At 34.7% G+C, this 25,975-nt stretch carries 29 protein-coding genes; 17 read left to right on the top strand and 12 right to left on the bottom strand.

Features of this window, described 5'->3' with window-relative positions; translation table 11 throughout:
• Position 1 precedes the first annotated feature (1 nt).
• The 4 genes from AC6EI2_RS04645 to AC6EI2_RS04630 all read left to right on the top strand — a co-directional run bounded on the left by AC6EI2_RS04645 (position 2) and on the right by AC6EI2_RS04630 (position 3,794).
• Positions 2-754 carry an SDR family NAD(P)-dependent oxidoreductase gene (locus AC6EI2_RS04645; RefSeq protein WP_498463225.1) on the top strand — a complete coding sequence of 251 codons (753 nt, stop codon included), beginning with the start codon at positions 2-4 and terminating at the stop codon, positions 752-754.
• A 44-nt stretch (positions 755-798) separates the two neighbouring features.
• On the top strand, positions 799-1,584 hold the full coding sequence (locus tag AC6EI2_RS04640) for a cytidylyltransferase domain-containing protein (protein WP_498463224.1): 786 nt from the start codon (positions 799-801) through the stop codon (positions 1,582-1,584).
• A 529-nt stretch (positions 1,585-2,113) separates the two neighbouring features.
• Positions 2,114-2,938: a hypothetical protein gene (locus AC6EI2_RS04635; protein ID WP_498463223.1), complete on the top strand. Its 825-nt coding sequence runs from the start codon at positions 2,114-2,116 to the stop codon at positions 2,936-2,938.
• Complete coding sequence (locus AC6EI2_RS04630; protein WP_498463222.1) at positions 2,931-3,794, top strand: glycosyltransferase; 864 nt, start codon at positions 2,931-2,933, stop codon at positions 3,792-3,794. The genes AC6EI2_RS04635 and AC6EI2_RS04630 overlap by 8 nt, the downstream gene beginning before the upstream one ends.
• 14 nt (positions 3,795-3,808) lie before the next feature.
• Here the strand turns inward: AC6EI2_RS04630 and AC6EI2_RS04625 are convergent, their stop codons facing one another.
• Positions 3,809-5,122, bottom strand: a complete 1,314-nt coding sequence (locus tag AC6EI2_RS04625) for an aminotransferase class III-fold pyridoxal phosphate-dependent enzyme (protein WP_498463221.1) — start codon at positions 5,120-5,122, stop codon at positions 3,809-3,811.
• A 466-nt stretch (positions 5,123-5,588) separates the two neighbouring features.
• On the opposite strand from AC6EI2_RS04625, the gene AC6EI2_RS04620 reads away from it, so the two are divergent.
• Positions 5,589-7,172, top strand: coding sequence for an asparagine synthase-related protein (locus AC6EI2_RS04620; protein ID WP_498463220.1), 1,584 nt, complete (start codon positions 5,589-5,591; stop codon positions 7,170-7,172).
• Positions 7,173-7,246: 74 nt separating this feature from the next.
• Positions 7,247-7,894, top strand: a complete 648-nt coding sequence (locus AC6EI2_RS04615) for a hypothetical protein (RefSeq protein WP_498463219.1) — start codon at positions 7,247-7,249, stop codon at positions 7,892-7,894.
• Positions 7,895-7,912: 18 nt separating this feature from the next.
• On the opposite strand, the gene AC6EI2_RS04610 is transcribed toward AC6EI2_RS04615, so the two are convergent.
• The 3 genes from AC6EI2_RS04610 to AC6EI2_RS04600 are packed head-to-tail and all read right to left on the bottom strand — an operon-like array spanning position 7,913 to position 10,041.
• Positions 7,913-8,152, bottom strand: a complete 240-nt coding sequence (locus tag AC6EI2_RS04610) for a 2Fe-2S iron-sulfur cluster binding domain-containing protein (protein WP_498463218.1) — start codon at positions 8,150-8,152, stop codon at positions 7,913-7,915.
• A 6-nt stretch (positions 8,153-8,158) separates the two neighbouring features.
• The gene (locus tag AC6EI2_RS04605; protein ID WP_498463217.1) at positions 8,159-9,670 is read right to left on the bottom strand and encodes a cobyric acid synthase; all 1,512 of its coding nucleotides are present in this window, start codon (positions 9,668-9,670) and stop codon (positions 8,159-8,161) included.
• Positions 9,667-10,041, bottom strand: coding sequence for an Npun_F0494 family protein (locus AC6EI2_RS04600; RefSeq protein WP_498463216.1), 375 nt, complete (start codon positions 10,039-10,041; stop codon positions 9,667-9,669). The genes AC6EI2_RS04605 and AC6EI2_RS04600 overlap by 4 nt, the downstream gene beginning before the upstream one ends.
• Positions 10,042-10,113: 72 nt before the next feature.
• Between AC6EI2_RS04600 and AC6EI2_RS04595 the strand changes: the two genes are divergently transcribed.
• On the top strand, positions 10,114-10,749 hold the full coding sequence (locus AC6EI2_RS04595; RefSeq protein ID WP_498463215.1) for a nucleoside triphosphate pyrophosphatase: 636 nt from the start codon (positions 10,114-10,116) through the stop codon (positions 10,747-10,749).
• A gap of 71 nt (positions 10,750-10,820) precedes the next feature.
• Here the strand turns inward: AC6EI2_RS04595 and psbC are convergent, their stop codons facing one another.
• Both psbC and psbD read right to left on the bottom strand, forming a co-directional pair.
• Positions 10,821-12,203, bottom strand: coding sequence for a photosystem II reaction center protein CP43 (psbC, locus tag AC6EI2_RS04590; protein ID WP_498463214.1), 1,383 nt, complete (start codon positions 12,201-12,203; stop codon positions 10,821-10,823).
• Complete coding sequence (gene psbD, locus AC6EI2_RS04585; RefSeq protein ID WP_498463213.1) at positions 12,187-13,263, bottom strand: photosystem II D2 protein (photosystem q(a) protein); 1,077 nt, start codon at positions 13,261-13,263, stop codon at positions 12,187-12,189. Before psbD ends, psbC begins: the two co-directional genes overlap by 17 nt.
• Before the next feature lie 200 nt (positions 13,264-13,463).
• Between psbD and AC6EI2_RS04580 the strand changes: the two genes are divergently transcribed.
• The gene (locus tag AC6EI2_RS04580) at positions 13,464-14,039 is read left to right on the top strand and encodes a photosystem I assembly protein Ycf4 (protein ID WP_498463212.1); all 576 of its coding nucleotides are present in this window, start codon (positions 13,464-13,466) and stop codon (positions 14,037-14,039) included.
• Positions 14,026-14,742 carry a peptidylprolyl isomerase gene (locus AC6EI2_RS04575; RefSeq protein WP_498463211.1) on the top strand — a complete coding sequence of 239 codons (717 nt, stop codon included), beginning with the start codon at positions 14,026-14,028 and terminating at the stop codon, positions 14,740-14,742. Before AC6EI2_RS04580 ends, AC6EI2_RS04575 begins: the two co-directional genes overlap by 14 nt.
• 8 nt (positions 14,743-14,750) lie before the next feature.
• Here AC6EI2_RS04575 and ilvN read toward each other — a convergent pair whose 3' ends face one another.
• Positions 14,751-15,260 (bottom strand): acetolactate synthase small subunit, encoded by a 510-nt coding sequence (gene ilvN, locus AC6EI2_RS04570; RefSeq protein WP_498463210.1) that lies wholly within the window; start codon positions 15,258-15,260, stop codon positions 14,751-14,753.
• A gap of 4 nt (positions 15,261-15,264) precedes the next feature.
• A complete protein-coding gene (locus tag AC6EI2_RS04565; protein ID WP_498463209.1) occupies positions 15,265-16,236 on the bottom strand; it encodes an alpha/beta fold hydrolase in 972 nt (323 codons plus the stop codon).
• A gap of 144 nt (positions 16,237-16,380) precedes the next feature.
• Between AC6EI2_RS04565 and petM the strand changes: the two genes are divergently transcribed.
• The 4 genes from petM (at position 16,381) to infA (ending at position 18,112) form a co-directional block, all read left to right on the top strand.
• The gene (gene petM, locus AC6EI2_RS04560) at positions 16,381-16,479 is read left to right on the top strand and encodes a cytochrome b6-f complex subunit PetM (RefSeq protein ID WP_011294850.1); all 99 of its coding nucleotides are present in this window, start codon (positions 16,381-16,383) and stop codon (positions 16,477-16,479) included.
• A 55-nt stretch (positions 16,480-16,534) separates the two neighbouring features.
• Positions 16,535-17,497 (top strand): NAD(P)H-binding protein, encoded by a 963-nt coding sequence (locus AC6EI2_RS04555; protein ID WP_498463460.1) that lies wholly within the window; start codon positions 16,535-16,537, stop codon positions 17,495-17,497.
• Between the two features lie 53 nt (positions 17,498-17,550).
• The gene (locus AC6EI2_RS04550; RefSeq protein WP_498463208.1) at positions 17,551-17,766 is read left to right on the top strand and encodes a DUF8669 family protein; all 216 of its coding nucleotides are present in this window, start codon (positions 17,551-17,553) and stop codon (positions 17,764-17,766) included.
• 76 nt (positions 17,767-17,842) lie between these two features.
• Complete coding sequence (gene infA, locus AC6EI2_RS04545) at positions 17,843-18,112, top strand: translation initiation factor IF-1 (protein WP_011294847.1); 270 nt, start codon at positions 17,843-17,845, stop codon at positions 18,110-18,112.
• Between the two features lie 10 nt (positions 18,113-18,122).
• Here infA and trxB read toward each other — a convergent pair whose 3' ends face one another.
• The 3 genes from trxB to AC6EI2_RS04530 all read right to left on the bottom strand — a co-directional run bounded on the left by trxB (position 18,123) and on the right by AC6EI2_RS04530 (position 20,620).
• Entirely contained in the window at positions 18,123-19,499 is a 1,377-nt protein-coding gene (gene trxB / locus AC6EI2_RS04540; RefSeq protein WP_498463207.1) for a thioredoxin-disulfide reductase, read from the bottom strand.
• Positions 19,500-19,603: 104 nt separating this feature from the next.
• Positions 19,604-19,834, bottom strand: a complete 231-nt coding sequence (locus tag AC6EI2_RS04535) for a DUF8673 family protein (RefSeq protein ID WP_498463206.1) — start codon at positions 19,832-19,834, stop codon at positions 19,604-19,606.
• Positions 19,835-20,041: 207 nt separating this feature from the next.
• Entirely contained in the window at positions 20,042-20,620 is a 579-nt protein-coding gene (locus AC6EI2_RS04530; RefSeq protein ID WP_498463205.1) for an EF-1 guanine nucleotide exchange domain-containing protein, read from the bottom strand.
• Positions 20,621-20,754: 134 nt separating this feature from the next.
• Between AC6EI2_RS04530 and AC6EI2_RS04525 the strand changes: the two genes are divergently transcribed.
• Genes AC6EI2_RS04525 through AC6EI2_RS04510 form a run of 4 tightly spaced genes read left to right on the top strand, consistent with a single transcriptional unit; the run spans position 20,755 to position 24,725 of the window.
• Complete coding sequence (locus tag AC6EI2_RS04525) at positions 20,755-21,900, top strand: NAD(P) transhydrogenase subunit alpha (protein ID WP_498463204.1); 1,146 nt, start codon at positions 20,755-20,757, stop codon at positions 21,898-21,900.
• A complete protein-coding gene (locus AC6EI2_RS04520; protein ID WP_011294842.1) occupies positions 21,897-22,190 on the top strand; it encodes an NAD(P) transhydrogenase subunit alpha part 2 in 294 nt (97 codons plus the stop codon). The genes AC6EI2_RS04525 and AC6EI2_RS04520 overlap by 4 nt, the downstream gene beginning before the upstream one ends.
• Before the next feature lie 11 nt (positions 22,191-22,201).
• Positions 22,202-23,641 (top strand): NAD(P)(+) transhydrogenase (Re/Si-specific) subunit beta, encoded by a 1,440-nt coding sequence (locus AC6EI2_RS04515; RefSeq protein WP_498463203.1) that lies wholly within the window; start codon positions 22,202-22,204, stop codon positions 23,639-23,641.
• On the top strand, positions 23,625-24,725 hold the full coding sequence (locus tag AC6EI2_RS04510) for an alpha/beta fold hydrolase (protein WP_498463202.1): 1,101 nt from the start codon (positions 23,625-23,627) through the stop codon (positions 24,723-24,725). Before AC6EI2_RS04515 ends, AC6EI2_RS04510 begins: the two co-directional genes overlap by 17 nt.
• 1 nt (position 24,726) lies before the next feature.
• Here AC6EI2_RS04510 and AC6EI2_RS04505 read toward each other — a convergent pair whose 3' ends face one another.
• Complete coding sequence (locus AC6EI2_RS04505) at positions 24,727-25,965, bottom strand: 1-deoxy-D-xylulose-5-phosphate reductoisomerase (protein WP_498463201.1); 1,239 nt, start codon at positions 25,963-25,965, stop codon at positions 24,727-24,729.
• Positions 25,966-25,975 lie beyond the last annotated feature (10 nt).

Here is a 25,975-nt window from a genome sequence, read left to right as displayed (position 1 = left end):
TATGAGTAATAATGATTTAGTGGCAGTTATTACTGGTGGTTCAAAAGGCTTAGGACTAGGTATTTTAAATGGATTTCTCAAGGCAGGTTATAAAGTTGTTACATGCTCTAGAGCTGGGATAGGCAATACTTTAATACGTAAAGAATTGGTTTCTGTTAAAGGAGATGTAAGAGATTTTGCAACTCATGAGAGGCTTGTTGATATAGCCATAAATCAGTTTGGAAGATTGGACATATATATAAACAATGCAGGTATATCTTCATGGCGAGCTATAGACCAAATTGACTCAATATTTCTTGAAAAACTTTTCTCAACTAATATTTATAGTGCTTTTTGGGGGAGTAAGGCCGCAGTCAAGTATTTGAAATCAAATGGCTCCATTATAAATATTTCTAGTATTGCCGGTAAGAGAGGTTCCAAGAATAACAGTGCCTATGTAGCGACAAAATTTGCCATGAATGGCTTAACACAATCTTTAGCGAAAGAACTTGGAGAAAAAGGAATCAGGGTAAATGCAATTTGTCCTGTTCTAGTGCAAACCCCAGGATTGATGGATGCTTTAAGTAATGACAAATCTCCTGGGTATCCAAAACCATTAGAATTTATTGAGTCATTTAAATCTACACAGTCAGCATTAGGAAGATTGCCTACTTCAAATGAAGTTGCTGATACAGCACTATATTTAGCATCTTCAAAAGCTTCGGCAATTACTGGACAATGTATTAATGTGGATTGCGGCGTATTCCCTCAATAATAATTAGTAATTTGTGTAGGATATATATGTTTTTTTGAACAGAGATGAAGATTGTTGGCATAATTCCTGCTCATTTAGCTTCAGTTAGGTTCCCTCGAAAAATATTACATAAAATTCATGGTTTAGAAATGATTGAACATGTTAGAAGAAGAGCTTTAATGTCTGAAGTTTTTGATGATATTTTTGTTGCAACAGGTGATCATGAGATATCAACTTTGGTTAAGTCTTATGGAGGTAATGTTATACAAACTAAAGGAAATCATATCTCTGGGACTTCAAGGATAGTGGAGGCAGCATGCGACATTGATGCGAGTCATATATTTTTAATTCAAGGAGATGAACCTCTTATGCTTCCGGATCATTTACGTATATTTTGTGAGACAATAAGTGAAGATATAAATGTTGATGCTTGGAATGCAACAGCTAGTCTAACTAATAAGAAGCAACTTGAACAACATTCAATTGTTAAATGTGTTGTCAATGTAAAAAATGACATTTTATATTGTTTTAGAAAAACTCCTTCATTCAATAAATTTAATATCCAAGCCTCATATATTAGAAAGATCTTAGGCTTGATTGCTTATAAGAAAGAAGTTTTAATGTCTTTTGATAAATATAAGCCATCATTTATTGAAACCTCTGAATCTATTGAACAGATTCGACTAATTGAAAATAAATATCTATTTAGATCAGTTAAAGTCGAACCTGCATTGCCATCTATTAATGAATTAGCAGATGAAGATACTGTTCTTTCTCTAATTAATGATTCTGTAATACAAAAAGAATTATTAATAAAGACTATTAATTATAATATAAAAAAGTTTATTTAATTCCTTATAATCCATAATTCTAAACTTTAAAGTTGACATTCAATTCAAAAATCTGCTAGGATTAATATATTTAACAGTTAGTAGATATATTTAAAATATGAGATATTTATACCCTTTTCTTATTGCATCGCCGGCATTGCTGTCATTTCAGGGTGTTCTTCCTTTATGGTTATTGTTTACTATATTTAATCGCTTTTATTCATTTTTTAAAGGATATAAATTTGTATTTCTTTCTTGGTTAAGTTACTTGCCTCTTTTGGCATTAATCTCATATTGTATCAACTTTAATCAATCTAAAATTGGCCACTTAATAGCATATTTCACTATTTTTATATTTGCTATACCGTCTTTGGTTTCTTACTTTACTGTAAAGAAGAAGAAATATTTGCAGTATATTTTAGAATTAGAGTCATTTTTTTCTGCTATATGTATTTGTTTGTTTTTGATTGCAATTGTAGATTACTTTTTACTTTTTAATAACTTTGACTATTCCGTATATATCCCAGCACACGTCAATATTAGACCTATAATGTTAGGGATTGGGTCTAGAGCAAGAGGCTTTTGGTCAGAGCCAACAGATCTTGGTATGGCAGCTAATTCATTTTTTTCTTTTTATGCTGGTATTCATATTTATACATCTAATCTAAAAAGAATCAAAAGAAGTTTTAAACTTTTGTCAATTTTTATTGCTTGGTTTATTGTTTTGCTTTTGACAACAAGTGGATCTGCTTTCTCTTCTCTTGCTTTATCTTTAATCATTCTTTTCTTTATTAATCTTGTAGGAAAAAAGATACATTTAAAGATTAATTTGAAAACCTTTATTTACTATCTTATTACACTTTTTCTTATTGGATATTTATTATCACTTAATGATGAGATTCTTGAAATTCTAAATCAATCAGTTTTAGCTAAATCTAAACTCGATCTGGACAATCCATCAGTTGCAATAAGATTATATGCATGGATTTCTACTATTAGATATTTTTACTTTGATGCAAATTTATTACAATGGTTTATTGGCTCAGGTCCAGGTAATAATTCACTTATGTCTCAAGTTGGTACGCATCCAGGTTCATTAAGTTGGGTTTTGAGCGTACTTTCAGATTTAGGTTTGATTGGTATATTAACTTTATCATATATTATTTATAAGCTATCAAATTTTTCAAGTTCAATTCCTGCAGATATAAAACCATATTATTTCATAATGTTGACAACATTGATGACACACTTAATTACCATGACTGGCTTTTATCTTCCAGTTCTTCCTGTTGTTTTTTCTATACCTATTATTTTTAGATATTTAGAAAGATCTACTAATACTGAATATCTGCAGAAAAATAAAACATATGTATAATTTTTCTATAGTTATAGCTACTGCAATAAGACCAACTATTAGTCGTCTCTTAGACTCAATAAACGATTCAACTGTTTATCCACAAATAGTAATAATTTCTGTTCCAAAGGGATTAAGCTATTCATTAGAAAAATGTTATAAGTTTAACACTAAAGTGATTTCAGAGGCTGTTGGTCAAGTAAGTCAAAGAATTGCTGGCTTTACTCATGTAGAAACTCAATATTGTATTCAGATGGATGACGATATCTATTTTAGTAAAGACTTCCTTTCATCATTAGTAAAAAGATTTTCCCAACTTCCTTTTAACTCTGCTTTAGCCCCAATTTTTATCCTTGATAACAAACCCATTTCAGTCCTTGTTAGTCCAAAGCCTTTTTTATCAAAACTTATGTATTATGTTTTGGACTCAAGCTTTAACCCTAAGTATGGTTCAATTACTAAATCTGGATTTCCAATAGGAATTAATCCGATATATAATAATCTCGCTGAAGACTCATTAATTAGGGCTGATTGGCTACAAGGTGCATGTATAATTCATCATCAATCCAATCTAATTGTAAATTGGAAATATAAATTTTCAGGAAAAGCTTTTGCAGAAGATTTAATTCATAGTAAATTACTTTCATTAAATAATATTAATCTTTATGTTGATAGAAAATTATTAGTTTCTTCAATAAATTCCGAATTAGAACTTAAATATAGGATAGTTGATTTTATTAAAACAAGATACCCTTTGTACCGAGCTCTAAAGTCTGTTCCTGGTCATAACCCCAAATTAATAAGATATTTAGTATTTTCATTTTTATATTTTTTATCTAAAATAATCACATATATTTTAAAAAAAATATCTATTTGATAATTACTATTTTATTAATTTAGTCTTTTAAATCCTGAATGGCAAATCGGCCCTTCTAACCTTACTTTTAGTTCATGACCTTCCTCGAAGCTTTTTATATCTTTAAATACGCTATCTAATGCATTAAAGTATTTAGATATTATCCCTCTTGTATGAGATGTTGATGCGTAAAATACATTTGAGGCTAAATAACCTTTCTTAAGCATTTCCTGAGTAATGTATGTTTTATATAGAAGCATATTTTTGCTTTCTATAATAAAACTAGGCAATGGTTTTATACCATTTATTTTTATTGGAATACTATACTTATTGGCTAAATCTTGCCATCCCTTCGCAACAGACTGACCTGCTTCAGATATTATTTCCCAGGATTTTACTTTTTCCATTGTCTCTAATGTTCTTAATCCTGCTGCAGGTCCTATCCTTTCAGTCCAGAATGTGCTGCTTATAAATGTATTTTGTGCAGATTCCATTATATCTCTTTTACCAATAATAGAAGTAATGGCATATCCATTACCCATTGCCTTTCCAAAAATACATATATCTGGGTTTACATTATATTTAAGATGGATTCCACCAAATGTTTCACGAAATCCAGATGTGCATTCATCAAATATTAATATTAAATTATTTCTGGTACACAGATCTCTAATTTTTTCTAAGTAACCTTCCTTAGGAATTTCAGATCTTTGGACCTCCATTTTTATTGCAGCTAAATCTTTATTATCTTTTACAATTCTCTCTATTTCCTCATATTTATTGTACCTAAAGGGTATTACTGATCCATCTAAACTTTTTGGAACGCCAATAGGGTCAAGTCCTGGTAAAAGATGTTCCTTTAGCGAATCGTTATCTCTTAAATTAGTTGCCAGGTACCAATCATGCCATCCATGGTATCCACAGATAGCAATTTTATCTTTTCCTGACGCTGCTCTGGCTATGCGGATAGCAATTGCATTGGCTTCACCTCCAGTTCTTGCGAACCTAACCATTTGAGCCCAAGGGTGCAACTCAATTAGCTTTTCAGCTAAGTAAACTTCTTCAGGACAATTTAAAGTACTCATATTTCCTTTTGAAACAGTTTTTAAAACAGCTTTGTCAACTCGATTATTTCCATAGCCAAGAGTATTTGTTCCAATACCCATTATTGACATATCAATATATTTTTCACCATCTAAATCCCATACATTGCATCCTTTTGCTTTTGAAAAATAGGAGGGCCATTTATCTGGTAGAAATAATTCGGATCTTTTTGATAAAAGCATATTTCCACCTGGAATTATTCTCTTAGCTTTTCTCCATAACTCCTGACCTTTTGATTCTGACAATTGAAATTAGATATGATTTTTATTATTTTAAACCTTTATTAAAAACATAATAAAAAAAAAAAAGAATTTTTAGAAACCTATACATATTAGATCTTCTTTCTCTACCATTTATATATTAGTAGGCTTGTATATAAATCTATGAGATCCATATAGTTCGTTCCAGAATAGAATGATTGTAATATAATATACATAATAGTTTGTTTTTGTAAGGTTTAATTTACTAGATGTCTAAGTTTAAAATAATTCATTTATTCATATAATCAATGTTAATAATATTTAGATCAAATGATTAAGATATTTCTAATGCATTGCTTATTTTTATTAGATTAATATTTAAATTATTATTTGATTGTGATATATTCTTTTGGATTTTATATATATTTTTTATTATATATATTGAGTTTTTACATACTATTTATGTGACTTTATTGCTATCATTAAGAATGAAACTCAAGATCCATAACCAATGTCAAAATCGCTTTCGGTTCTTAAGGGCTGCAAGGAATCATATTTTAAAATCGTAAATAGTGATGTTGTTCACTCTTCAGATATTAGAGATTTGGTAGTCAATGATACTAAATTAAGTCCTATGATTACCCAGGTTTTTGATGTATATGGTTACAGCCCTCCTTATCCTTTTACCGTTTTTGATGGGATCTATCGATTAAGTAATAGAAATAACTGTAATGTAAAAATTGATGGTAATCGTGTTTATCTTTCTGACCCTAAACCAATTAATTCAATAGATCAAGATTGGCAAATTGATTCATATTTTTCTGCATTAAATAATTCATTAAAATGTGATAAAAAATATGCAATAATAATGTTTTCTTCTGGATGGGATAGTAGCTCAATTTTAGGCTCATTAGTTCAGCAACTTCCCAAAGAAAGAATTAAAACATTTACTCTTAAGATGTGTATTCCAGGTCTTAATGATCCTATAAATTTATATGAAATAAAGAAGGCTAAAGCAATAGCAGATTACTACGGAGTTGAAAATATTATTGTAGATGCTCCTTATTTGCAAGACGTGACTGATGCAATGAAATCAAGCGCAAGGAAGATGCTTTTTTCGATGTCAGCGATTAATTTTGAATGTATCTGGAAGGCTATAGATTCATATGGTTGGGATGCTTCTGAGACAGCTGTTTATTCAGGAGAATATAGTGATGGCGCGCATAATTTTGGTTTTGCGCAGCATTTTGGAGCCATTTATCCCGATAAAGGTTTTCGGCAATATGGAGACAAAATTAAAAACTATTTTTTATCGCCTAAGTTTTTTAAAAGATTGATAAATGAAGAGAATATAGCTAATGATATTTTGGTAAAGAACTTTATTCCTTCTCCCTTAGAGAATTATTTCGGATGGTCTGAAGAAAAGATGATGAAAGATATTTTAGAATCTATATTTATGTACAATATAAGAGGGCCTTTCAAAAAAAAATCGATTACTAATCAAGAATATAAAGCTCAGTCAATTAAACTTTATAATGATGTAATTGCTAATAGTCTAAATTTTGATAATCTCAATCAATGGTATTCTCTTGTATTAAGAACATACAATCATTTTCATTGGTCGGCCTCAACTGTAAATTGTATTAATTTACATAATCCCTCCAATTACTGTCTTAAGCTACCATTTGGTAATCCAGAATTATTAGATATCTTAGAAAAAATGCCTACAGAGTTTGGAAGAGGTTTAGAACCACTACCAACAAAATATCCACTTAGAAAATATTGTGAATTGATTTTAGAAAAATACCCTTTTGCTCTTCAAGATGGCCCTCACGCTTATATGTATGATACTGATCAGTCTGTAGATATTATTTCTCTCTACTCAAGTACTTCACTTGGTTCGATGATTAGACAGGCCTGGAATATTGATAAATATAATATTAGGAAAGATTTCTTAAACAATGAAAATTTTAATATAATATCCACTGATATTAAATCTCAATCTAAGGATATCCTAGGAACTTCATTTCTCCAAGGTTGTGCAGCTCTTATGCTTGATGAGTTTCTTGACTACTGTTCTTTCAATCCCAATTAAATTTAAAATGTAGTTTTGGTTATAAAAAATCGAAAACGAACTAAATCAATTATGATTATTTTATTTATATGGATGTGGTAGAGCTTGGATCTTCTAATTACAGTTTGAAGTTATACAGTAAAGCTTTATCTTTGTTTGAGGATGGTGATTACTTAGGATCCATCAATTATGTTTTAGAGAGTCTTGAGGTTTTTGATGATTATGAAGATATATCTCTTTCATATTTGATTTTAGGCTTTATGAGCGAGAAGCTTGACGATAACTTTAAGGCTATAGAGAATTTTTCAGATGCCATTACTTATGAAAAAAAAATTAATTTAAATAGAAGATCTAAAGATATTTCTTATCATGCAAGAAGTAATATGAGATATAAGCTTGGTGATTATCAAGGAGCAATAGAAGATAAGAGAAAAGCAAGAGAGCTAAGATCTTTAGAGAATTATGATTCTTCAAGAGCAGACAAGATAATTATTGAATATAAGAATATCATTTTAAATTTATTTGAAAATATTGATTTGGATTACAAAAATTTACTATTAATAAAAACATCAAGATTTAAAAAAAATAAATACGATTTAATAAATGACTTTCGTAAGGTTATTAGTAGTGAAAGAAAAGATGAAATAATTAATAAGCTAGAGATCAAAAGTGAATCTAAATTTATTGAAGGTGATTTCAAGGCCTCAATAAAAGCTATTCGACGAGCTGAGAGATATTATTAAACTATTTATAATATTATTTTACCAATAGGGATCATTAAAGAATTCAACTTTAACTTTAGCTTGATCTGGAACATTAGCTATACATGCGCGTATTACCTCTCCATTTACTTCTATTTCACACGCGCCACAACTTCCTCCAAGGCATCCAGTCGGGATATCAATATTTGCATCATAGGCAGCCTTTAACCATTGAATTCCTGGAGAGCAAATGCTTGATTTTTTGTTAGGCCAGTTTATTTTTACTTTTTTTATTTTCATAATTACTTAAATTAGCTTATCTATATTTATATTTTTTTCAAAGGCATCGGTTAATAGATCTAATAATTTATCTCTTTTATAAATATTATTTTCTTCAATAATACTTAATTTGTTTAATCCTTTCTGTGCTCTTATTTTATTAATCCATTCTCTTCTCCATTGATCATTTTCAAATATTCCATGTAAATAAGTTCCTCCAATAAAGCTTTTATCTTTTTTCTGAAGGACCCAACCCAAGGAAGTATTTTCGAATAGAGAAATAATATCGGAACTTTCATTCTTGATTAAATCGCTTTCCCCATAATGCATCTCAAATCCTTTGATATTTTGTAGATCAGGCCAAGTAACAGTCTCTTCTCTTTGTGAGGTGTGCTTGATTTCTCCAAAGATTGTTTTTATTGGAAGAAGGTTCATCCCATTATTTAAAAATGTGAAATGTTCATTTTTACTTTCATGATTAAACGGATCCTCTAGAGATTTTCCTAGCATTTGCAATCCTCCACATATACCAAAGACATTTCCACCGTTTTTTGCATAATCTTTGATTTGCTTGCTCAAGCCAGTTTTATTTAAGCTCTCTAAATCTTTAATTGTTTGTTTGCTTCCAGGAATTATCAATACATCTGGGTTACCTATTTTTTGACTAGGTTCTATCCACCTTATTTGAAGACTTGAATCGCCAATAAAAGGATCTAGATCAGAGAAATTGCTAATTCTTGGTAATTTTATTATTGCTATTTCAATCTCTGCATTTTGATTTATTTGATTCCTTTCAAGTAGGTCAAGGGAATCTTCAGGAGGGAAAATCTCATTTAGCCAAGGCAAAATTCCCAAAACGGTGATTCCTGTCTCTTTTTCTATCCATTTAGCTCCAGTTTCGAATAAGGTTTTATCGCCTCTGAACTTATTAATAATTATTCCTTTAATTAATCTTTTTTCATCGGGTTTCATTAATGCAATAGTACCAACGATTTGAGCAAAGACGCCTCCTCTTTCTATATCTGCTACTAAAATACAATTTGCATTTAAATATTTTGCTAATTTCAAATTTGTAAGATCTTTATGTTGCAAATTTACTTCTACGGGACTTCCAGCACCCTCTAAAATCAATCTTCCGCATTCATTACTTTTTAGTAATATTGCCAGAGCTTTTTTAATGGCTTCCCAACCCGAGTCGAACCAATCTTCGTAATAATTTATTGCTTTACTAGTTCCCACACTTTTTCCTAGATGAATTACTTCACTTGTACAATCCCCCTTGGGCTTGAGAAGTACAGGATTCATTTCAGCACTTGGCTCTAAGCCCGCAGACCAAGATTGAAGGGCTTGAGAATATGCCATCTCTCTTCCCTGAGGATCAACCCAAGCGTTATTGCTCATGTTTTGACCCTTGAAAGGTATCGGCTGTTCCCCTTTCCTTTTTAAATATCGACAAATGGCAGTTGTTATAAGCGACTTCCCAGCACCACTTGAAGTACCTAAAATCATTAATGGAGTACGTTTTATTTCTATGTTCATCTTGGTGATACTTTGTATTTTAAGCATGTAACAAATTTTTTAATAAGCGATATTTTTTTGCTAAACAAATCGGCGCTGTTCTCTAGAACTTGCCTTCCTATTGGAGTAATACGAACTCTTGAAGTAAGCCCTTGCCCATCAACCTCTCTTCTTAAAACACCTATTCTAATTAACTTAAGAAATTCATTCTCTATAAATAAAGAACTATTGATAAACATGTATTCTTTGTTCAAATATTTTGATTTGTGCTCAAAAACGTTTTGAGCACTGAGGCTCCCTTTTTGAAGACTTTGAAAAAGAAAAAAGTTAAAGGGACAGTTTTTTATCCCTTTCTTTGCTCTTCTAAAGATTTTTTGGTCAATCAGCAACATTTAATTAAATGGATTTATTTTTAATAGAAGATCAATAATGATACTAATAATGATTAAAAAATTTAGTTTTCTATGTTTGTGCTTGCCTCTGCATCCAAAGCACGTCAGAAATTACTTGATCAAATAGCCTTGAAACACAAAGTTATTGTAAGTGATTTTGATGAGACACAGCTTCAAGAATCAGATCCAATCTTAAAGGTCAAATTATTAGCTAGAGGTAAGGCTGAAAGTGCATTAAAAAAGTTGATCAAGGAAAATAAAACCTTAAACACTTTTCAAGCTTTATTAGGTTGTGATTCGCTGTTTGAGTTTGAGGGGGAAATTTTTGAAAAGCCAATTAATAAAGAGCAATTGATATCTAGATGGCGAAGGATGTCTGGTAAATCTGGATTTTTGCATACAGGGCATTATTTGATTTCACTAGATGATTTCAAATCAGATATGAAAAGTATTTCAATAAATAAATGTTCCGAGGGAATTGTGAGCACCAAAATTGAATTTATGTGTTTATCCAATATTGAGATCTTGAAATATTCTTCAACTTCTGAACCATATAATTGCGCTGGAGGGTTTGCTATTGAAGGCTATGGAGGATTATTTATAAAAAAAATAGATGGATGTTTTAGCAATGTTATTGGACTTAGCCTGCCTTGGTTAAAAAATAATCTAGAAAAGTTCGGCTTATCTGATTTGCTTTTAGAGGTATAAAACTTCAGTTGAATATTTTAAGCATAAAAAAAGTCCTCTGTTAGGAGGACTTTTTTTATTTATTCTTGGATCTAATCTAGATCAGGCATTGAAAGAGCAGGCTCTTGAGAACGACTGATACCTTTTTCAAATCCTGCAGCAGCAGCTCTCGCACGGCCAGCATGCCAAAGGTGACCTACAAAAGTAAACCATCCAAGGAAGAACTGAGCACCTGCAAGCCACTGGCGCAAATTAACAAAGTTAACTGCATTTGGCTCGGTAATGATTCCACCAACAGAGTTGATTGAAGCGTTAGGAGCATGAGTCATGTATTCAGCAGCGCGACGAACTTGCCAGGGCTGAATGTCATTTTGTATTTTGTCTAAACTTAATCCGTTTGGACCTCTTAGTGGTTCAAGCCATGGACCTCTGAAGTCCCAGAAACGCATGGTTTCTCCACCAAAGATGATTTCACCAGTAGGTGATCTCATTAGATATTTACCCAAACCAGTTGGACCCATTGTTGAACCTACATTGGCTCCAATGCGTTGGTCGCGAACAAGGAAAGTAAAACTCTGGGCCTGTGAGGCTTCAGCGTTTGTTGGACCGTAGAACTCAGATGGGTAAGCAGTGTTGTTAAACCAGATGAAAGTTGAAGCAACAAAACTTGCGACACAGATTCCACCTAATGCATAACTTAAAAGTCCTTCACCGTTCCAGATGAAAGCTCTTCTTGCCCATCCGTATGGTTGGGTGAAGATGTGGAAAAGACCACCAATTATTTCAATTACACCCAGGTAAACATGTCCTCCGACAATATCTTCCATTGAATTAACACCAACCATCCAGCCACCACCACCCCAAGGGGTAGATAGCAGATATCCAAAAATAATTCTTGGATCAAGTGTTGGATTAATTAAATGAACTTCTCCTCCACCTGGAGCCCAGGTGTCATATGCACCACCTATGTACATCCAATTGATGGACCATAGAAGTGAACCAACTCCTAGAACAACCAAATGAAAACCAAGAATATTGGTCATTTGGTTTTTATCTCTCCAGTCAGTAGAGAAGAATGGGAAATCTTCTTCTAATTTTTCTGGACCAGCAAGAGAGTGAAAAACACCCCCAAAGCCAAGGATTCCAGATGCAACAAGGTGAATAACCCCTGCAATGAAGAAAGGCCAAACATCTGTGACTTCTCCACCAGGACCAATACCGTATCCGAACATTGCTACGTGAGGCATACAAATTAAGCCCTGCTCCCACATGGGTTTATCCATGGTGAAGTGACTTACTTCGAAAAGCATCATCGCGCCAGCCCAGAACACAATTAGGCCTGCGTGAGCAATGTGAGCACCTAATAATCTTCCTGAAAGATTGATTAGCCTTGCATTTCCTACATACCAGGCGTAACCAGTCTCTTCAAGACTTTGATTAGGAGCTTTAAGTAAACTATTAAAGGGCGTTTCCACGTGGGAGTACCTCCTCAGGGAATACAAAGTTTTCGTGTGGTTGGTCTACAGAAGACATCCATGCACGCATACCTTCATTAAGAAGGATGTTTTTGGTGTAGAAAGTTTCGAATTCAGGATCTTCAGCAGCTCTAATTTCTTGGCTAACGAAATCGTATGCACGAAGGTTTAGAGCTAATCCTACGATTCCAATTGATGCGGCCCACATTCCTGTTACTGGAACGAAGAGCATCAAGAAATGAAGGAAACGCTTATTTGAGAAAGCAATACCGAAAATCTGACTCCAGAAACGGTTTGCAGTAATAAATGAGTAAGTTTCTTCTTCCTGTACTGGATCGAAACCTCTGAAGGTAGAACTTTGAGTTTTACCGTCAGAATATTGACTTGAATCTTCGTAAAGGGTGTTCTGAACTGTTGCACCGTGAATAGCACAAAGTAAAGCACCACCAAGAATTCCAGCTACTCCCATCATGTGGAATGGGTTAAGCGTAATATTGTGGAATCCTTGAATGAAGAGAATGAAACGGAATATTGCTGCAACTCCAAAAGAAGGAGCGAAAAACCAACTATGCTGTCCTAATGGATAAATAAGGAAGCAAGCAGTAAATACTGCAATAACTGCTGAGAAAGCAAGTGCGTTATATGGACGGATACCAACTAGTCTTGCAATTTCGAATTGACGAAGCATGAAGCCAATAAGACTAAATGCGCCGTGAAGAGCAACGAAATTCCATAGGCCACCAAGCTGGAACCAGCGTGTTAAATCGCCCTGAGCTTCTGGTCCCCAAAGGAAAAGAAGACTGTGACCCATGGCATCACCAGGAGTACTAACAGCGGCTGTGAGGAAATTGCATCCCTCAAGGTAAGAACTGGCTACACCATGGGTGTACCAGGAAGAAACGAAGGTTGTACCTGTAAACCATCCACCAATAGCTAGGAAAGCTGTAGGGAAGAGAAGTAGTCCAGACCAACCAACAAATACGAATCGGTCGCGCTTTAACCAGTCATCGAGGGCGTCAAACCAACCTCGTTCTGTTGCGCTTCCAACAGCGATCGTCATGGGAGGAGCGTTGCTGAGCTTTTGTATACGTCGGAGACTTTAACAACGATGACGGGGTTTGTGGGTAAAACTTTAACTTGATGAAATCCCTTGTATTGAAATGAGATAAAATCTATGTTTTTTATTGCTAGTTATTAAATCTCAAAAACTTAGTCACTATAATGTTTTGAAAGGGATGCTTTTACCAATTTAATGAACTTATGTCATCTGAATCAAATTTAAGCCAATCAGAAAAAGAGATACCTAACTTGGTTTTAGAACAAAAAATTAAAGGTTCTCGTAAGGTTTCTAACTATCTAGTCGCTTCGATGTTAAGCATTGGTGGTGTTGGCTTTTTGTTGGCTTCAATCTCTAGCTATTTTGGAAGGGACTTTTTACCACTTGGAAATCCTTCAACGCTAATTTTTGTTCCTCAAGGCTTGGTTATGGGGCTATATGGAGTGGCGGCTTTTTTACTGGCTCTTTATTTTTGGAGATTAATAAGCATCGATTACGGGTCCGGCGTTAATAGATTTGATAAAAACAAAGGGGTTTTATCTTTATCTAGAAGAGGTTTGTTGAAAAATATAGAAATAGAAATTCCAATTGATGAGATTAAAGCTGTGAAATTAGAGGTAAGAGAGGGTTTTAATCCACTTAGAAGAGTATCTTTGAGAATTAAAGGTAGAAAGGATTTGCCAATATCCAGAGTTGGATCTCCTAAACCACTTTTGGATTTAGAGAATGAAGGTGCTGAAATTGCGAGGTTTTTAGAGGTTAATCTTGAAGGAATTTAAAAAGGATAAAGAAAGCACGAAGATTTTAAATAATAAAACTTTAACTTATAAATTTTTTCAACCAGTTTTTATCTTTTTAATTTTTAATTCGATTTTGATATCTGGATGTTCAAATTTAAAGAAAAAAGAAGATATAAATATATGTTCTACTACCACGCTTCCTTGCTATAACTCAAATGTATATGTCTTGTTGATTACAAATAGAGGAAAGATAAAAATAGAGCTTTATGGCCAATCAGCACCAATAACCGTAGGAAACTTTCTTGATTTTGTAGAAAAAGGTGCATACAATAAAACTATCTTTAATAGGGTTATTAAGAAACCTTACCCTTTTATAATTAGAGGGGGAGAAAATATTTTAAAAGAAAATAAAAATAAATTTTTAGATGTTAAAACAGGAAAAAAAAGGCATATTCCTTTAGAGATAAAACTAAGAACGAAACTTTTACCAATATACGGAAAAGAAATATATGATTCTAGTCAAATAAATAACATTGAACTTAAGCATAAAAGATCATATTTATCAATGGCTAGATCTAAAAATCTTAATTCAGCAAGTTCTCAGTTTTATATCTTGTTAAAATCATTACCAGAACTAGATGGGAGATATTCTGTTTTTGGGAAAGTGATTAGTGGTATGAATATAGTTGATTTAATCGAAGAAGAAGATTTTATAATTGAAGCAAAAAGAGTCGATTCATGAATAAAATATTATTTTTTAGCTTTTAACATTTCTGTGTTTACACCTGATGCCCTCTTAAGAGCAACTTTTCCAGTCCTGGCAATTTCTAAAATTCCATATTGTTTCAATAGGTTTTCTAGTGCGACAAGTTTGCCTGGATCTCCAACGACTTCTAGTGTCATTGCATTGTCAGAAACATCTACAACTTTTGCTCTAAAAACTTGAACAAGGTCTAAAATTTTCCCTCTATTTTCTGATGATGCTGAAACTTTCAAGAGCATTAACTCTCTTTCTACAGCTGGTAATGTCGTTAAATCAAGAACTTCTAAAATATTTATTAATTTGTTTAGCTGTTTTGTCATTTGTTGAAGTGTTGATTCGTCTCCTTGAACAACCATTGTTAATCTTGATATCCCTTTTGCTTCTGCAGGACCGACAGCCAAGCTATCAATGTTAAATCCTCTTCTTGCAAAAAGGCCTGCAATCCTGCTCAATGCTCCAGACTCATCTTCAACTAAAACTGAAAGTGTGTGCTTCATATTTTTACTTAGAAGTTTTTAAGTTCTTCAGCCATTTCAGAACAATCTGATTGAAATCTTTAGGTAATTCATCGTGGAGACAATGGCCAGCTTCATTAATCACACTTAATTTAAGCCAAGGATGGAGCTTTATTAGTTTTTTTGCTAAAAATATAGGTATCAATTTATCTTGCTTACCCCAAATCAATAAAATTGGTGGGCGATTTAGAAGAGGCTGAATTTTTTCAATAATAGATGGACCTTTTGCAGAGGTAGCTCTATTGCTCATTCCAATGCACATGGCTCTAAGAGCTTTTGATGCATTGACTCTCCTGGCCGGGATAGTAACTATTCTTCTTAATGGAATGTCATTTGAAATTGACCGAAAATATGCACTTTGAAGCGCAAAGGTGATTAATTTTGTTTTAGATATTAAATTTATTAAAATCCTTAGTGGAAATAAATGAAAAAAAAGTTTTACAAGAAAACTTTTGATTTTTTCCAACCAACTTGGAAAAGAAAATTTAATTGGATTTATAAAAACTGGCTCTGGTAGTGGAGCTGCGATTAATGTTTTTATAAGCGCTGGCCTCTCAGAGAGGGTTGTAAGTGCTGTCAAAGCTCCTAATGAATTTCCAATCAAAATAACCTTTCCGTTCTTTTGAATGTCGACAATTTCATCAAGAAAAGAAGCTAATTGTGCTGCCCAAATTTGATTGTCTAAATATTTTATGTTGCTTTTAAGATTCTGCTCTGATTTCCCAAAACCTAACAAATCTATACCGAATACCCTATAACCTTTTGATGCAAATATTTCTGCATTATTTCTCCAGTGATCGCTGCTGGCTCCAAACCCATGAATTAGAACAATGGGAGGATTTGATTCTTCCCCAGTTACCCTGAAGTGAATCCTATTATCTTTGTAGATCCAATATCTAGAATCACCCCAATCCGGGGATCCTACTAAATGTTTTCTATCAATAATATTTTTCTGCATTTAGTTAAAAAACCACTTTGACTTTGAGTTTTATAATTTTTAGAATTCATTTTAAGTTTATTTTAAAAATTTGCTTACCCTTTTCTATTGCTGTCTGAATGTCAGGGCTTTAGGTTTTAATAGAAGATGAGTTAAGTTATCTGAATGGCATCAGAAATTTTTGGAATCGCTGCGGTCTTTTGGGTTTTAATTCCCGTTGGGCTTTTAGGAGGAGTTCTTCTTTTGAAACTTCAAGGCGATTGATTTCCACAATCCATAGTTTGCCCATTTAAGCTCCAATCTTGTAATGAATTCAACTATGCAAGTTCTGGTGATTGGTGGCACAGGAACTCTTGGTCGCCAAATAGCCAAAAATGCCATAGATGCAGGGCATAAAGTGCGTTGCATGGTTAGAAAACCAAAATCAGCTTCATTTCTTCAAGAGTGGGGTTGTGAGTTAACTCGTGGCAATTTAATAAACAAAGAAGATATTGAGTATGCCCTTGATGGTGTAGACGCTGTTATTGATGCAGCCACTAGCCGACCTGATGATCCACGCAGCGTTTACGAAATTGATTGGGATGGAAAATTAAATTTATATAACTCTTGTGAAGAAAAAAATGTAAAAAGAGTAGTTTTCCTCTCTCTATTGGGAGCAGAAAAATACAGAAAAATCCCTTTAATGGATATCAAATATTGTACCGAAGAATTATTGGTTAGTTCCTCTTTGGATTACACCATCTTGCAAGGTGTAGCATTCATGCAAGGGGTAATAGGTCAATTTGCTATTCCAATCTTGAATAATGAACCGGTTTGGATCAGCGGAAATCCTACTGAAATTGCTTACATGAATACGCAGGACATAGCTCGATTTGCTGTTGCAGCCTTAGACAGACCTCAAACCATAAAAGGAAGATTTCCAATAGTTGGTCCCAAAGCATGGAGTGCTAAAGAATTGGTTGGTTTATGCGAAAAGTTCAGTGAAAAAAAAGCAAGAGTATTAAAAGTTTCTCCAACTATAATTTCTATTGCTCAATCAGTTGTATCGTTTTTTGAATCGACCTTAAATGTTGCTGAAAGGCTCTCTTTCTCTGAATTGAGTGGTAGTGGCGGAAGGTTAGATTCTCCTATGGATGATACTTACACTGCTTTTGGTCTTGATCAAGCTGATTCAACAACAATGGAGGGCTACATAAAAGAGTATTACGGAGTTATTTTGAAAAGACTTAAAGATATTGGCGTTGACCTTGATATTGAAGAGAAGAAGAAATTTCCTATTTAAACTGTTGCCAAATTGTAGTTAATATGTACTATTGAGGAAACTTTTATTTTTTAATGTCCATTAGTCAAATCAAGAACCTCAATAGAAGGTTGGAAAATCTATCCAAAGAAGCTTCCTCTGAGTTAGATAAATTATGTGGTAATGAGTTATGGAAAAGTATTGGTTTTGAGGCTTTTGATGGTTTAGATGATGCAGGTTTAAGAGCTTCAGCAAATTATTATTATGGACAATTTCAAACTGCCAGAGAGTTACAAGAGATTTTTAGTTAAATATACATTTATTGGTTAATCAAAGACTTTTTAGAATACAATTATTTTAGTTAAATAGTGATGCAAAAAAAAACACATGATTGAAACATCCGGCGTTATTGAAAAAGAGCAAGGCAATGGATTCTATCTTGTAACTCTTGAGCAGCCCGCTGGACATCAATGCTTGTGTAGGGCTGCGGGAAAATTAACAAAATTTAGAATAAAATTGCTTGCAGGAGATAAAGTGCTTGTTGAAATAAGTCCTTATGATCTCACACGTGGTCGAATCACATACAGGGAGCGAAATGTAGGGCCCGGTGGAGGAAGACAAGGTGGTAATAGGCCAGGTGGACCAAGAAAAAGATAAGGCCTGATATCTAATCAACAAGAGACTCTAGTGCAAATTTATATTCACTTCTTGTTTTGACACCTTTCCATTGTTTTTTTAATTCTTTATTTTTGAAAAGATGAACCGTGGGAGTTCCACTCACATCAGCTTGTTTTGCAATTTCTTGATCGCTTTCAATATCAATTTCAACGCCTATAGCTTTTCCTTGTGACTCGTTAAGAACTCTGTGAAGTTGGGGCTTGAGGATGTGACAAGGGCCACAGCTGCTGGATGTATATATAACGAAAAGAGGTTTATCGGTCTCATGGTATAACTTTCTCAATGCATAACTTCCCTTTTGCCATGTCTTGTCAGGGTCAAAATTTTCCTTGTTGCTGACTTCTAAAGTTTTTGTTGTCTCAGCCTTTGATGGCTCTAAATCATCTCGTTTAATAAGAGTTGCCAGATTATTTTTTGATAGCCATCTTTCAGCGGCTAGAGCTGCTTTGCAACCACTTCCAGCTGCAGTAACTCCTTGCCTCCACTCCGAATCAGCGACATCCCCTGCTGCATAAACACCTTCCAAAGAAGTTTCGGGCCTTCCGGGTTCTGTTAATAAGTAACCTTTTGCATCTGTATCTAACTGATTAGTGAACAAAGAAGTGTTTGGAGTATGCCCAATTGCATAAAAAAGACCCTTAGCTAAAATCTCATCTTGTATGTTTGTATTTTTTCGCCTGACTTTTAATTTCTCCAACCATTCGTTACCTGAAACATCTAAAAGCTCAGTCTCCCAATGAATAGTAACGTTAGAATTAGCGGCTACTCGATCGGCCATTGCTGCAGAGGCCTTTAACTTGTTTGATCTAACTAACAAATGTACATGGCTTCCGTATTTAGTTAGATATTCAGCTTCTTCGCAAGCTGAGTCTCCCCCTCCGACTACTGCAAGCTCTTCATCCCTGAATTGAGGTGTTGCACCGTCACAAATTGCACAGGCGCTAATACCTTTACCCCAAAAAGATTTTTCGTTCTTAAGCCCCAGTCTATTGGCACTTGCTCCTGTTGAAATGATTAAAGAGTGTGATTTGACTTTTTGAGTATTAGTAAAAATAGTAAAGGGTCTTTTGCTTAAATCAATTGATATTGCATCTTCTTCAATTAACTTTGTTCCCCATCTTAAAGCTTGGGCTTTTATTAAATCCATCAAGTCTGGCCCCTGGACCCCATTAGGAAAACCGGGGAAATTCTCTACAAATGTCGTTGTCATTAATTGTCCGCCAGGTATTCCGCCTTGTTCAAAACCAGTAATGAGCAATGGTTGCAGATTCGCTCTTGCTGCGTAAATTGCTGCAGTGTATCCAGCTGGTCCTGAACCTACGATTACTAAATTCTCATTTTTTAATTCTTTACTTTCAGCTGCCATGCCAAACCAAATCAGACTGACTTATACGATATAAGAAAAAATATTGAAAGTGTATCTAAAACCAAAAAAAGTGGATTACTTCTAAATTATTAAATGATTAAAAATCAAAGCTCAAGAAGTTCGTCAGCGTCAAAATTTTCTTTTTGAAAGTTTGGCACTTTTAAAGTTGAAGCTTTTAATCCCTCTGGATAAGTGTTTATGCAAGTAATCCATTCACAGAATTCCTGGCTGATAGCGTAGCTATCTTCGTATCTTTCCACGCTATCAAGTAAAGCTATTCTGCTTGCGGCCCAGCAGCTTGCGATACTAATTCTCTTGTTGAAAGAAGCATTCATAATTAATCCCCAACGAACTTACCTTGACATGCCATTGGGAGATTAACTTGTGTTTTTTGGTACAAATTTGCGTTTTGTGGGGAAAACGAAATTATCACTTAAGATTTTAGATTCTCTTTATATTTGCGAAAAGCTGTTCATTCGTGTTGTTTCTTTACTTATTGATTAATGATTAAAGCTTTTATTTTGTAATTAATTCTTGTCAAATTAAACGGCTTCTGTATGGTTGATTAATAATTTTTCAACATCATTTATACCTTCAACTGCTGCATTCTTGGCTAACTCATAATCTCCATTGGCCTCTTCTTCTAATGCCTTGGCAATCTTGTTAGTTAACTCTTCTTTCCTTCCTTCAATCATTACAATTATTTCATTTTCTATTACTTTTCTAACAGCTTTAGATGGCAATTTGTCATCTTTTGCTTCAGCAAATGTTCCTTGCACAAGTTCTTGTATAAATAATCGGTGAACTTCACTACTTCTTAAAAAACTTTCGGTTGCATTTATAATGCCTTCAACTAAGGCTTCATCTGGTTCGGATTCTTTATTTGCAAGCTTGAATTCCCAATCAAGATGTTTCCTTTGCCATCCGGAAGCGTGAAGACTTGGCATGACTGTCTGAGAAAAAGTGTCTACAGACATTTCATAAATTCGTTCTGCTAGTCGCTCACACCACTCTTTGCCGTGACTTTGAAGATTTTTTTGCATGGCTGTTCTTGGAACAGCATGCCCACCGTGATGGCTATGACATACACCATCAGGACATTCGATCGCGGTGAGGCTCATTTTTTTTTGATCGATAACATTTTCTCATTTCCTTCATAGCCAAGAAAAACTATTAGGAAAACCTTTCTTAACTAAAAATGGTGGTATTCAAACGTTTCCTCTCCTAATCTTAAAGAGGATCAATTTTTTTACTTTTGGTTAGTTTCTTAATTCCTTTCGAATCAGCTTTTGAGGAAACTCGCGTTTCAGCTACTCCAGAGACTGTTAAAAAGTTTTTGGACCTGGGTTGTAAAGTATTTTTTGAAAAAGGTGCAGGTGAGGCTGCTGGTTTTTTAGATAATTCTTATGTGGATGCTGGCGCTGAATTAATTGAAAAGGAAAATAATGAGGTAATAAAGATTGTTGATATTGTTCTCTGTGTTCAACCTCCTGAAGGAAAATTTCTTTCACAACTAAAACCGGGCTGTTTTCTTGTGGGATTATTGAATCCTTACGGGAACAAATTATTAGCCGAAATATTAAAATCTCAGAAAATTTCTGCAATATCTTTGGAGTTGCTTCCAAGAATTAGTAGAGCACAATCATCAGATGCATTATCTTCTCAGGCAAATATAGCTGGATATAAAGCGGTGCTTTTAGCGGCTAGTGCCCTCGATAGATATTTCCCAATGTTGATGACAGCAGCTGGTACTATTCAGCCCTCAAAAGTTGTTGTTTTAGGAGCTGGGGTGGCAGGGTTGCAAGCTATTGCAACAGCAAAAAGACTTGGAGCTGTGGTTTATGTGAGTGATATTCGAGAAGCGGTAAAGGAGCAAGTTGAATCTTTAGGAGCAAGATTTATTGAGCTTCCAAAGATTGATGAAACTCCATCAGAATCAGGTGGATATGCAAATCAAGTCTCCGATGAATTTCTTATTGCGCAGAGAAAAGAATTGGCAAAACAACTATCTGAAGCTGACGTGGCAATTTGTACTGCTCAGGTGCCTGGTAAAAAAGCCCCTCAACTTATTGATGAGAATATGTTGGATAATATGCGTTCTGGTTCTGTAGTGGTTGATCTTGCTGTTCTGAGTGGAGGTAATTGTGCATGTTCAAAACCAGGAGAGACGATTGTTAGAAAAGGGGTAAAGATTGTTGGTGCTTCTAATCTGCCTTGTTCAATACCGAATCATGCCAGTTCTCTATATTCAAGAAATTTATTGTCTCTTCTTCAGCCAATGTTCACAGAGGGTAAGTTTTTAATTGATAACGATGATGAGCTTATTGCTGGTTCTTTGATTAGTAAGGATGGAGTAATACTCAAATCAGAGATTATTGAGAATGGAGGAACTAGTTCATGAGTTTTTTTAGTGAAGCTCTTTGGGTGCTTCTCCTTGGAAGCCTTTTGGGGTTGGAGCTTATAGGTAAAGTTCCTCCCACTTTGCACACTCCGCTTATGAGTGGGGCTAATGCAATATCAGGTATAACAATGCTTGCAGCTTTAACATTAATAATAAAATCAGGAGACAATTTACCTTTACTAATAATTGGATCAATATCTCTTGGATTTGCTTTGTTTAATGTGATTGGCGGTTTCCTGGTTACAGACAGGATGCTTGCAATGTTTAGTCGGAAAAAAACTCGTAAATAGGATCATCTCTTATGACTTTTATTGCTCCCGTTAAGTTTGCCATTGATCTACTGGCGGTTTTATTGCTTGCTTTAGGTATTAAAGGCCTTTCAAAAGTTAGATCAGCAAGAGAGGCAAATAGACTTGCCGCTATTGCAATGATATTGGCTGCTTTTGGAGTGCTGCTTAACACTCAAGGAACCATAGGCATTTCTATTAACTCTTGGATCTGGATAATTTGTGGAACTTTAATCGGAGGCTTTTTAGGAGCCTTAACAGCTAGAAGGGTTCCAATGACTGCGATGCCTGAGACAGTAGCCTTGTTTAACGGTTGTGGAGGAATGTCATCCCTATTGGTGGCACTTGGCGTGGCTTTGTTCCCATCTGCAGACGGCTCAAATGATGTGTTCAGTGAACTTATTAGAAATTTTTCAATAGTAGTCTCACTTTTTGTTGGAGCTATTACATTCTCTGGGTCTATTGTTGCAATGGCCAAGCTACAAGGTTGGCTTTCTACACCTTCTTGGACCCAAAGCAAAGCTAGGCATTTCATCAACATTCTGTTTGCTGTTATTGCTTTGATAGGTGGAATTTATCTTTTAATCAATGGTCAAAATGGTCTGTTTCTTATTGTAGTTGCTTCATCTTTTCTGGGTATTGGAGTTACTCTTCCTATCGGTGGAGCAGATATGCCAGTAGTTATATCATTGCTAAATAGCTACTCAGGAGTTGCAGCGGCGGCGGCAGGCTTTGTTGTTGGTAGTCAACTTTTGATTGTCGCCGGTGCAATGGTTGGAGCTGCTGGATTGATACTTACTCAGGTGATGTGTGATGGTATGAACAGATCTTTAGTCTCTGTTTTGTTTGGTGGTGCACTAGGGGCTAGTTCAGTTGCCTCAGGAGGTGGAAGTGGAGAATATACAAATATAACTAGTTGTAGTCCAGAAGAATGTGCACTCACTCTTGAGGCGGCAGAGAGAGTCGTAATAGTTCCTGGATATGGTCTTGCTGTGGCTCAGGCTCAGCACACGCTGAGAGAAGTTGCCAGAGTTTTAGAAAATGCCGATATTGAAGTCACATATGCTATTCATCCTGTTGCAGGAAGGATGCCTGGTCATATGAACGTTCTGTTGGCTGAAGCAGATGTTCCTTATGAGCAATTAAAAGAAATGGATGTAATCAATCCTGAATTTCCTGCGACGGATGTTGTATTAGTGCTAGGCGCTAATGATGTTGTTAACCCTCAGGCCAAGAATGATCAGACTTCACCTTTGTATGGTATGCCAGTTTTAGATGTTCAAGAAGCTAGAACCGTATTTGTTGTCAAAAGAGGAATGAGTGCTGGATATTCAGGAATAAAAAATGACCTTTTTGATTTGCAAAATACTTCTATGGTATTTGGAGATGCAAAAAAGGTTCTTGGAGATCTTTTATTGGAATTAAAGGAGCTTGGAGTTGGGAGCAGGGGATAATTTTAAAAGACAAGGTTTACTCTCAGATTTAGGAATAAGCCCTTTTAAAGAGCGTATCCCCTGGATTGGTCCTGACCTTCAGACCCTAAGAGATACATTCGCTTCCGATGAATTACCTGATGTCAACTCATCAGAGATTCGTATCAATGTTCCACCACTAAAAAGTAGAAAAAAAGGAGGAGGTTCATTAGTTGCGTATTTGGATAAACCATCAAGGTCCTTGCGCATCAATGGTTTAGTTCTACTTCTGCATGGACTTGGTGGTTCTACTCGCAGAAGAGGTTTGACTAGAATGGCTAGTGCTTTGGTGCAATCAAACTTCGCCGTTTTGAAACTGAATCTGAGAGGTTCAGATCCTTGTAGAAATTATGTTGATGGTACCTATGCCGCTGAGTGCAATAGTGATCTGGTTCCTGTATTAAGGCGTGCTAGAGAGATCTCATACAAATTAACTAATGACCATAACTGTTCAAAAAACATTCCTCTTTTTGGCGCTGGGATTTCTTTGGGTGGAACCATTCTTTTAAATGCTTGTATGAGTGATGAGTCTTTATTAGATGGATTGGTATGTATTAGTAGTCCTTTGGATTTGAATGAATGTAGTTCATCTATTGAAAGACCGAGAAATTTTATTTATCAAAAATGGTTGTTAAATCGTTTAATTAGGCAAACTTTAGAAGATCCTTTTGGGATAGAAGAAAGAGAAAAAAATGCATTAGTAATAAATAAAAAAGATAAAAAAAGAAAAATAAATGATATTAGATCCTTTGATAATTTTATAACTGCTCCGAGGTGGGGATATGAAAATGTTGATGAATATTATGCGAAAGCATCTCCATTTTTCTCTCTTATTAATAATGAAAAATCTATTCCTAAAACATTATTTATTCAATCTAAAGATGATCCTTGGGTTCCTTATTTAGCTGCTGAAAGACTAATGGAAAAAATGAAATTTTCTAAAGATCAAAATTTTAATAAATTTATTTTTACTGAAAAAGGAGGACACAATGGATTTCATGGGGTTCAAGGTTGTTGGGGGGATCAAGTTGTTTCTAAATGGTTTTTATCTATGAAAAATATTTAATCTAAAACTTCATTTTTGTAATATTTTTTTCTGAATAATCTAAGACTTCTTCTCTGGCCCAGCTGTCAACTTCAAGAATTTCACTGAGGCTTGGATTTATATTTAGGTCGCATTTATGTTTCTCGCAAATCGCCTCAATTACTTTTGGAATATCGATAAATTTAAACCTTTCTTCCAGAAATAGTTCTACTGCTTTTTCATTAGCGGCATTAAGCACTGCTGGCATTGTGCCTCCTATTTTTCCTGCGCCGTAAGCAAGTTCCATACATGGATATTTTTTAGTATCTGGTTCTTTAAAAGTTAAATTGCCTATTTCAGTAAGCTTTAATCTTGGCCAAGGTGTTTTAAGTCGACCAGGCCAACTTAAACAATACAAAATAGGGAGCTTCATATCTGGCCATCCCAATTGAGCTAAAACTGATGAATCATCCAATTCAACCATCGAGTGAATGATGCTTTGTGGATGGATAATGATTTCGATTTGATCATATGAAAGGCCGAAAAGATAATGCGCTTCAATGACTTCGAGTCCCTTATTCATAAGGGTTGCAGAATCTACAGTTATTTTCTTTCCCATGCTCCAATTAGGATGGCTAGTCGCATCATCGACAGTTGCTTTAGCTAAATCTTCAGCTTCCCAATCTCTAAATGCTCCTCCTGATGCAGTTAATTGTATGGATTTAAATCCTGGAGTAGGCACCCCAGTTGAGAGTCTTGCATTTTCAGCCCATGGCGTTCCTTGGAGACATTGAAATATCGCTGAGTGTTCAGAATCTGCAGGCAAGAGCCTACTTCCACTTTTTTTTAAAGCAGGAATGACAACTGGTCCTGCTGCAATCAAAGTTTCTTTATTTGCTAGAGCTAGGTCCTTCCCTGCTTCAATAGCTGCAAGTGTTGGCAAGAGACCAGCACAGCCAACTATTCCAGTTACAACAAGATCTGCACTTCCCCAAGCTGCTGCAGTATTAAGTCCTTCGGCTCCCGCCATCAATAAGGGTTTCTTGAATATTCTTGAATCTTCAGTAAGACTATTTATTCGCCTAGACAGTTCTGGCAAAAGAGACTCATCGGCTAGTGAAACGACTTCAGGTTGATGAGTTTCAATTTGTTTGATTACTAAATCAAGATTCTTTCCTGCTGTTAGCGCAACAATTTTGAATTGATCAGGAAACTCTTCTGCAATTTGAAGGGTTTGAGTTCCAATAGATCCCGTTGAGCCTAAAACGCTTATGGCTTTCACATTGTGAAGT

The sequence above is a fragment of the Prochlorococcus sp. MIT2302 genome (assembly GCF_059772385.1).
Note: the sequence above shows the minus strand (reverse complement) of the source record. Positions and strands in the feature narration are given on the sequence as shown.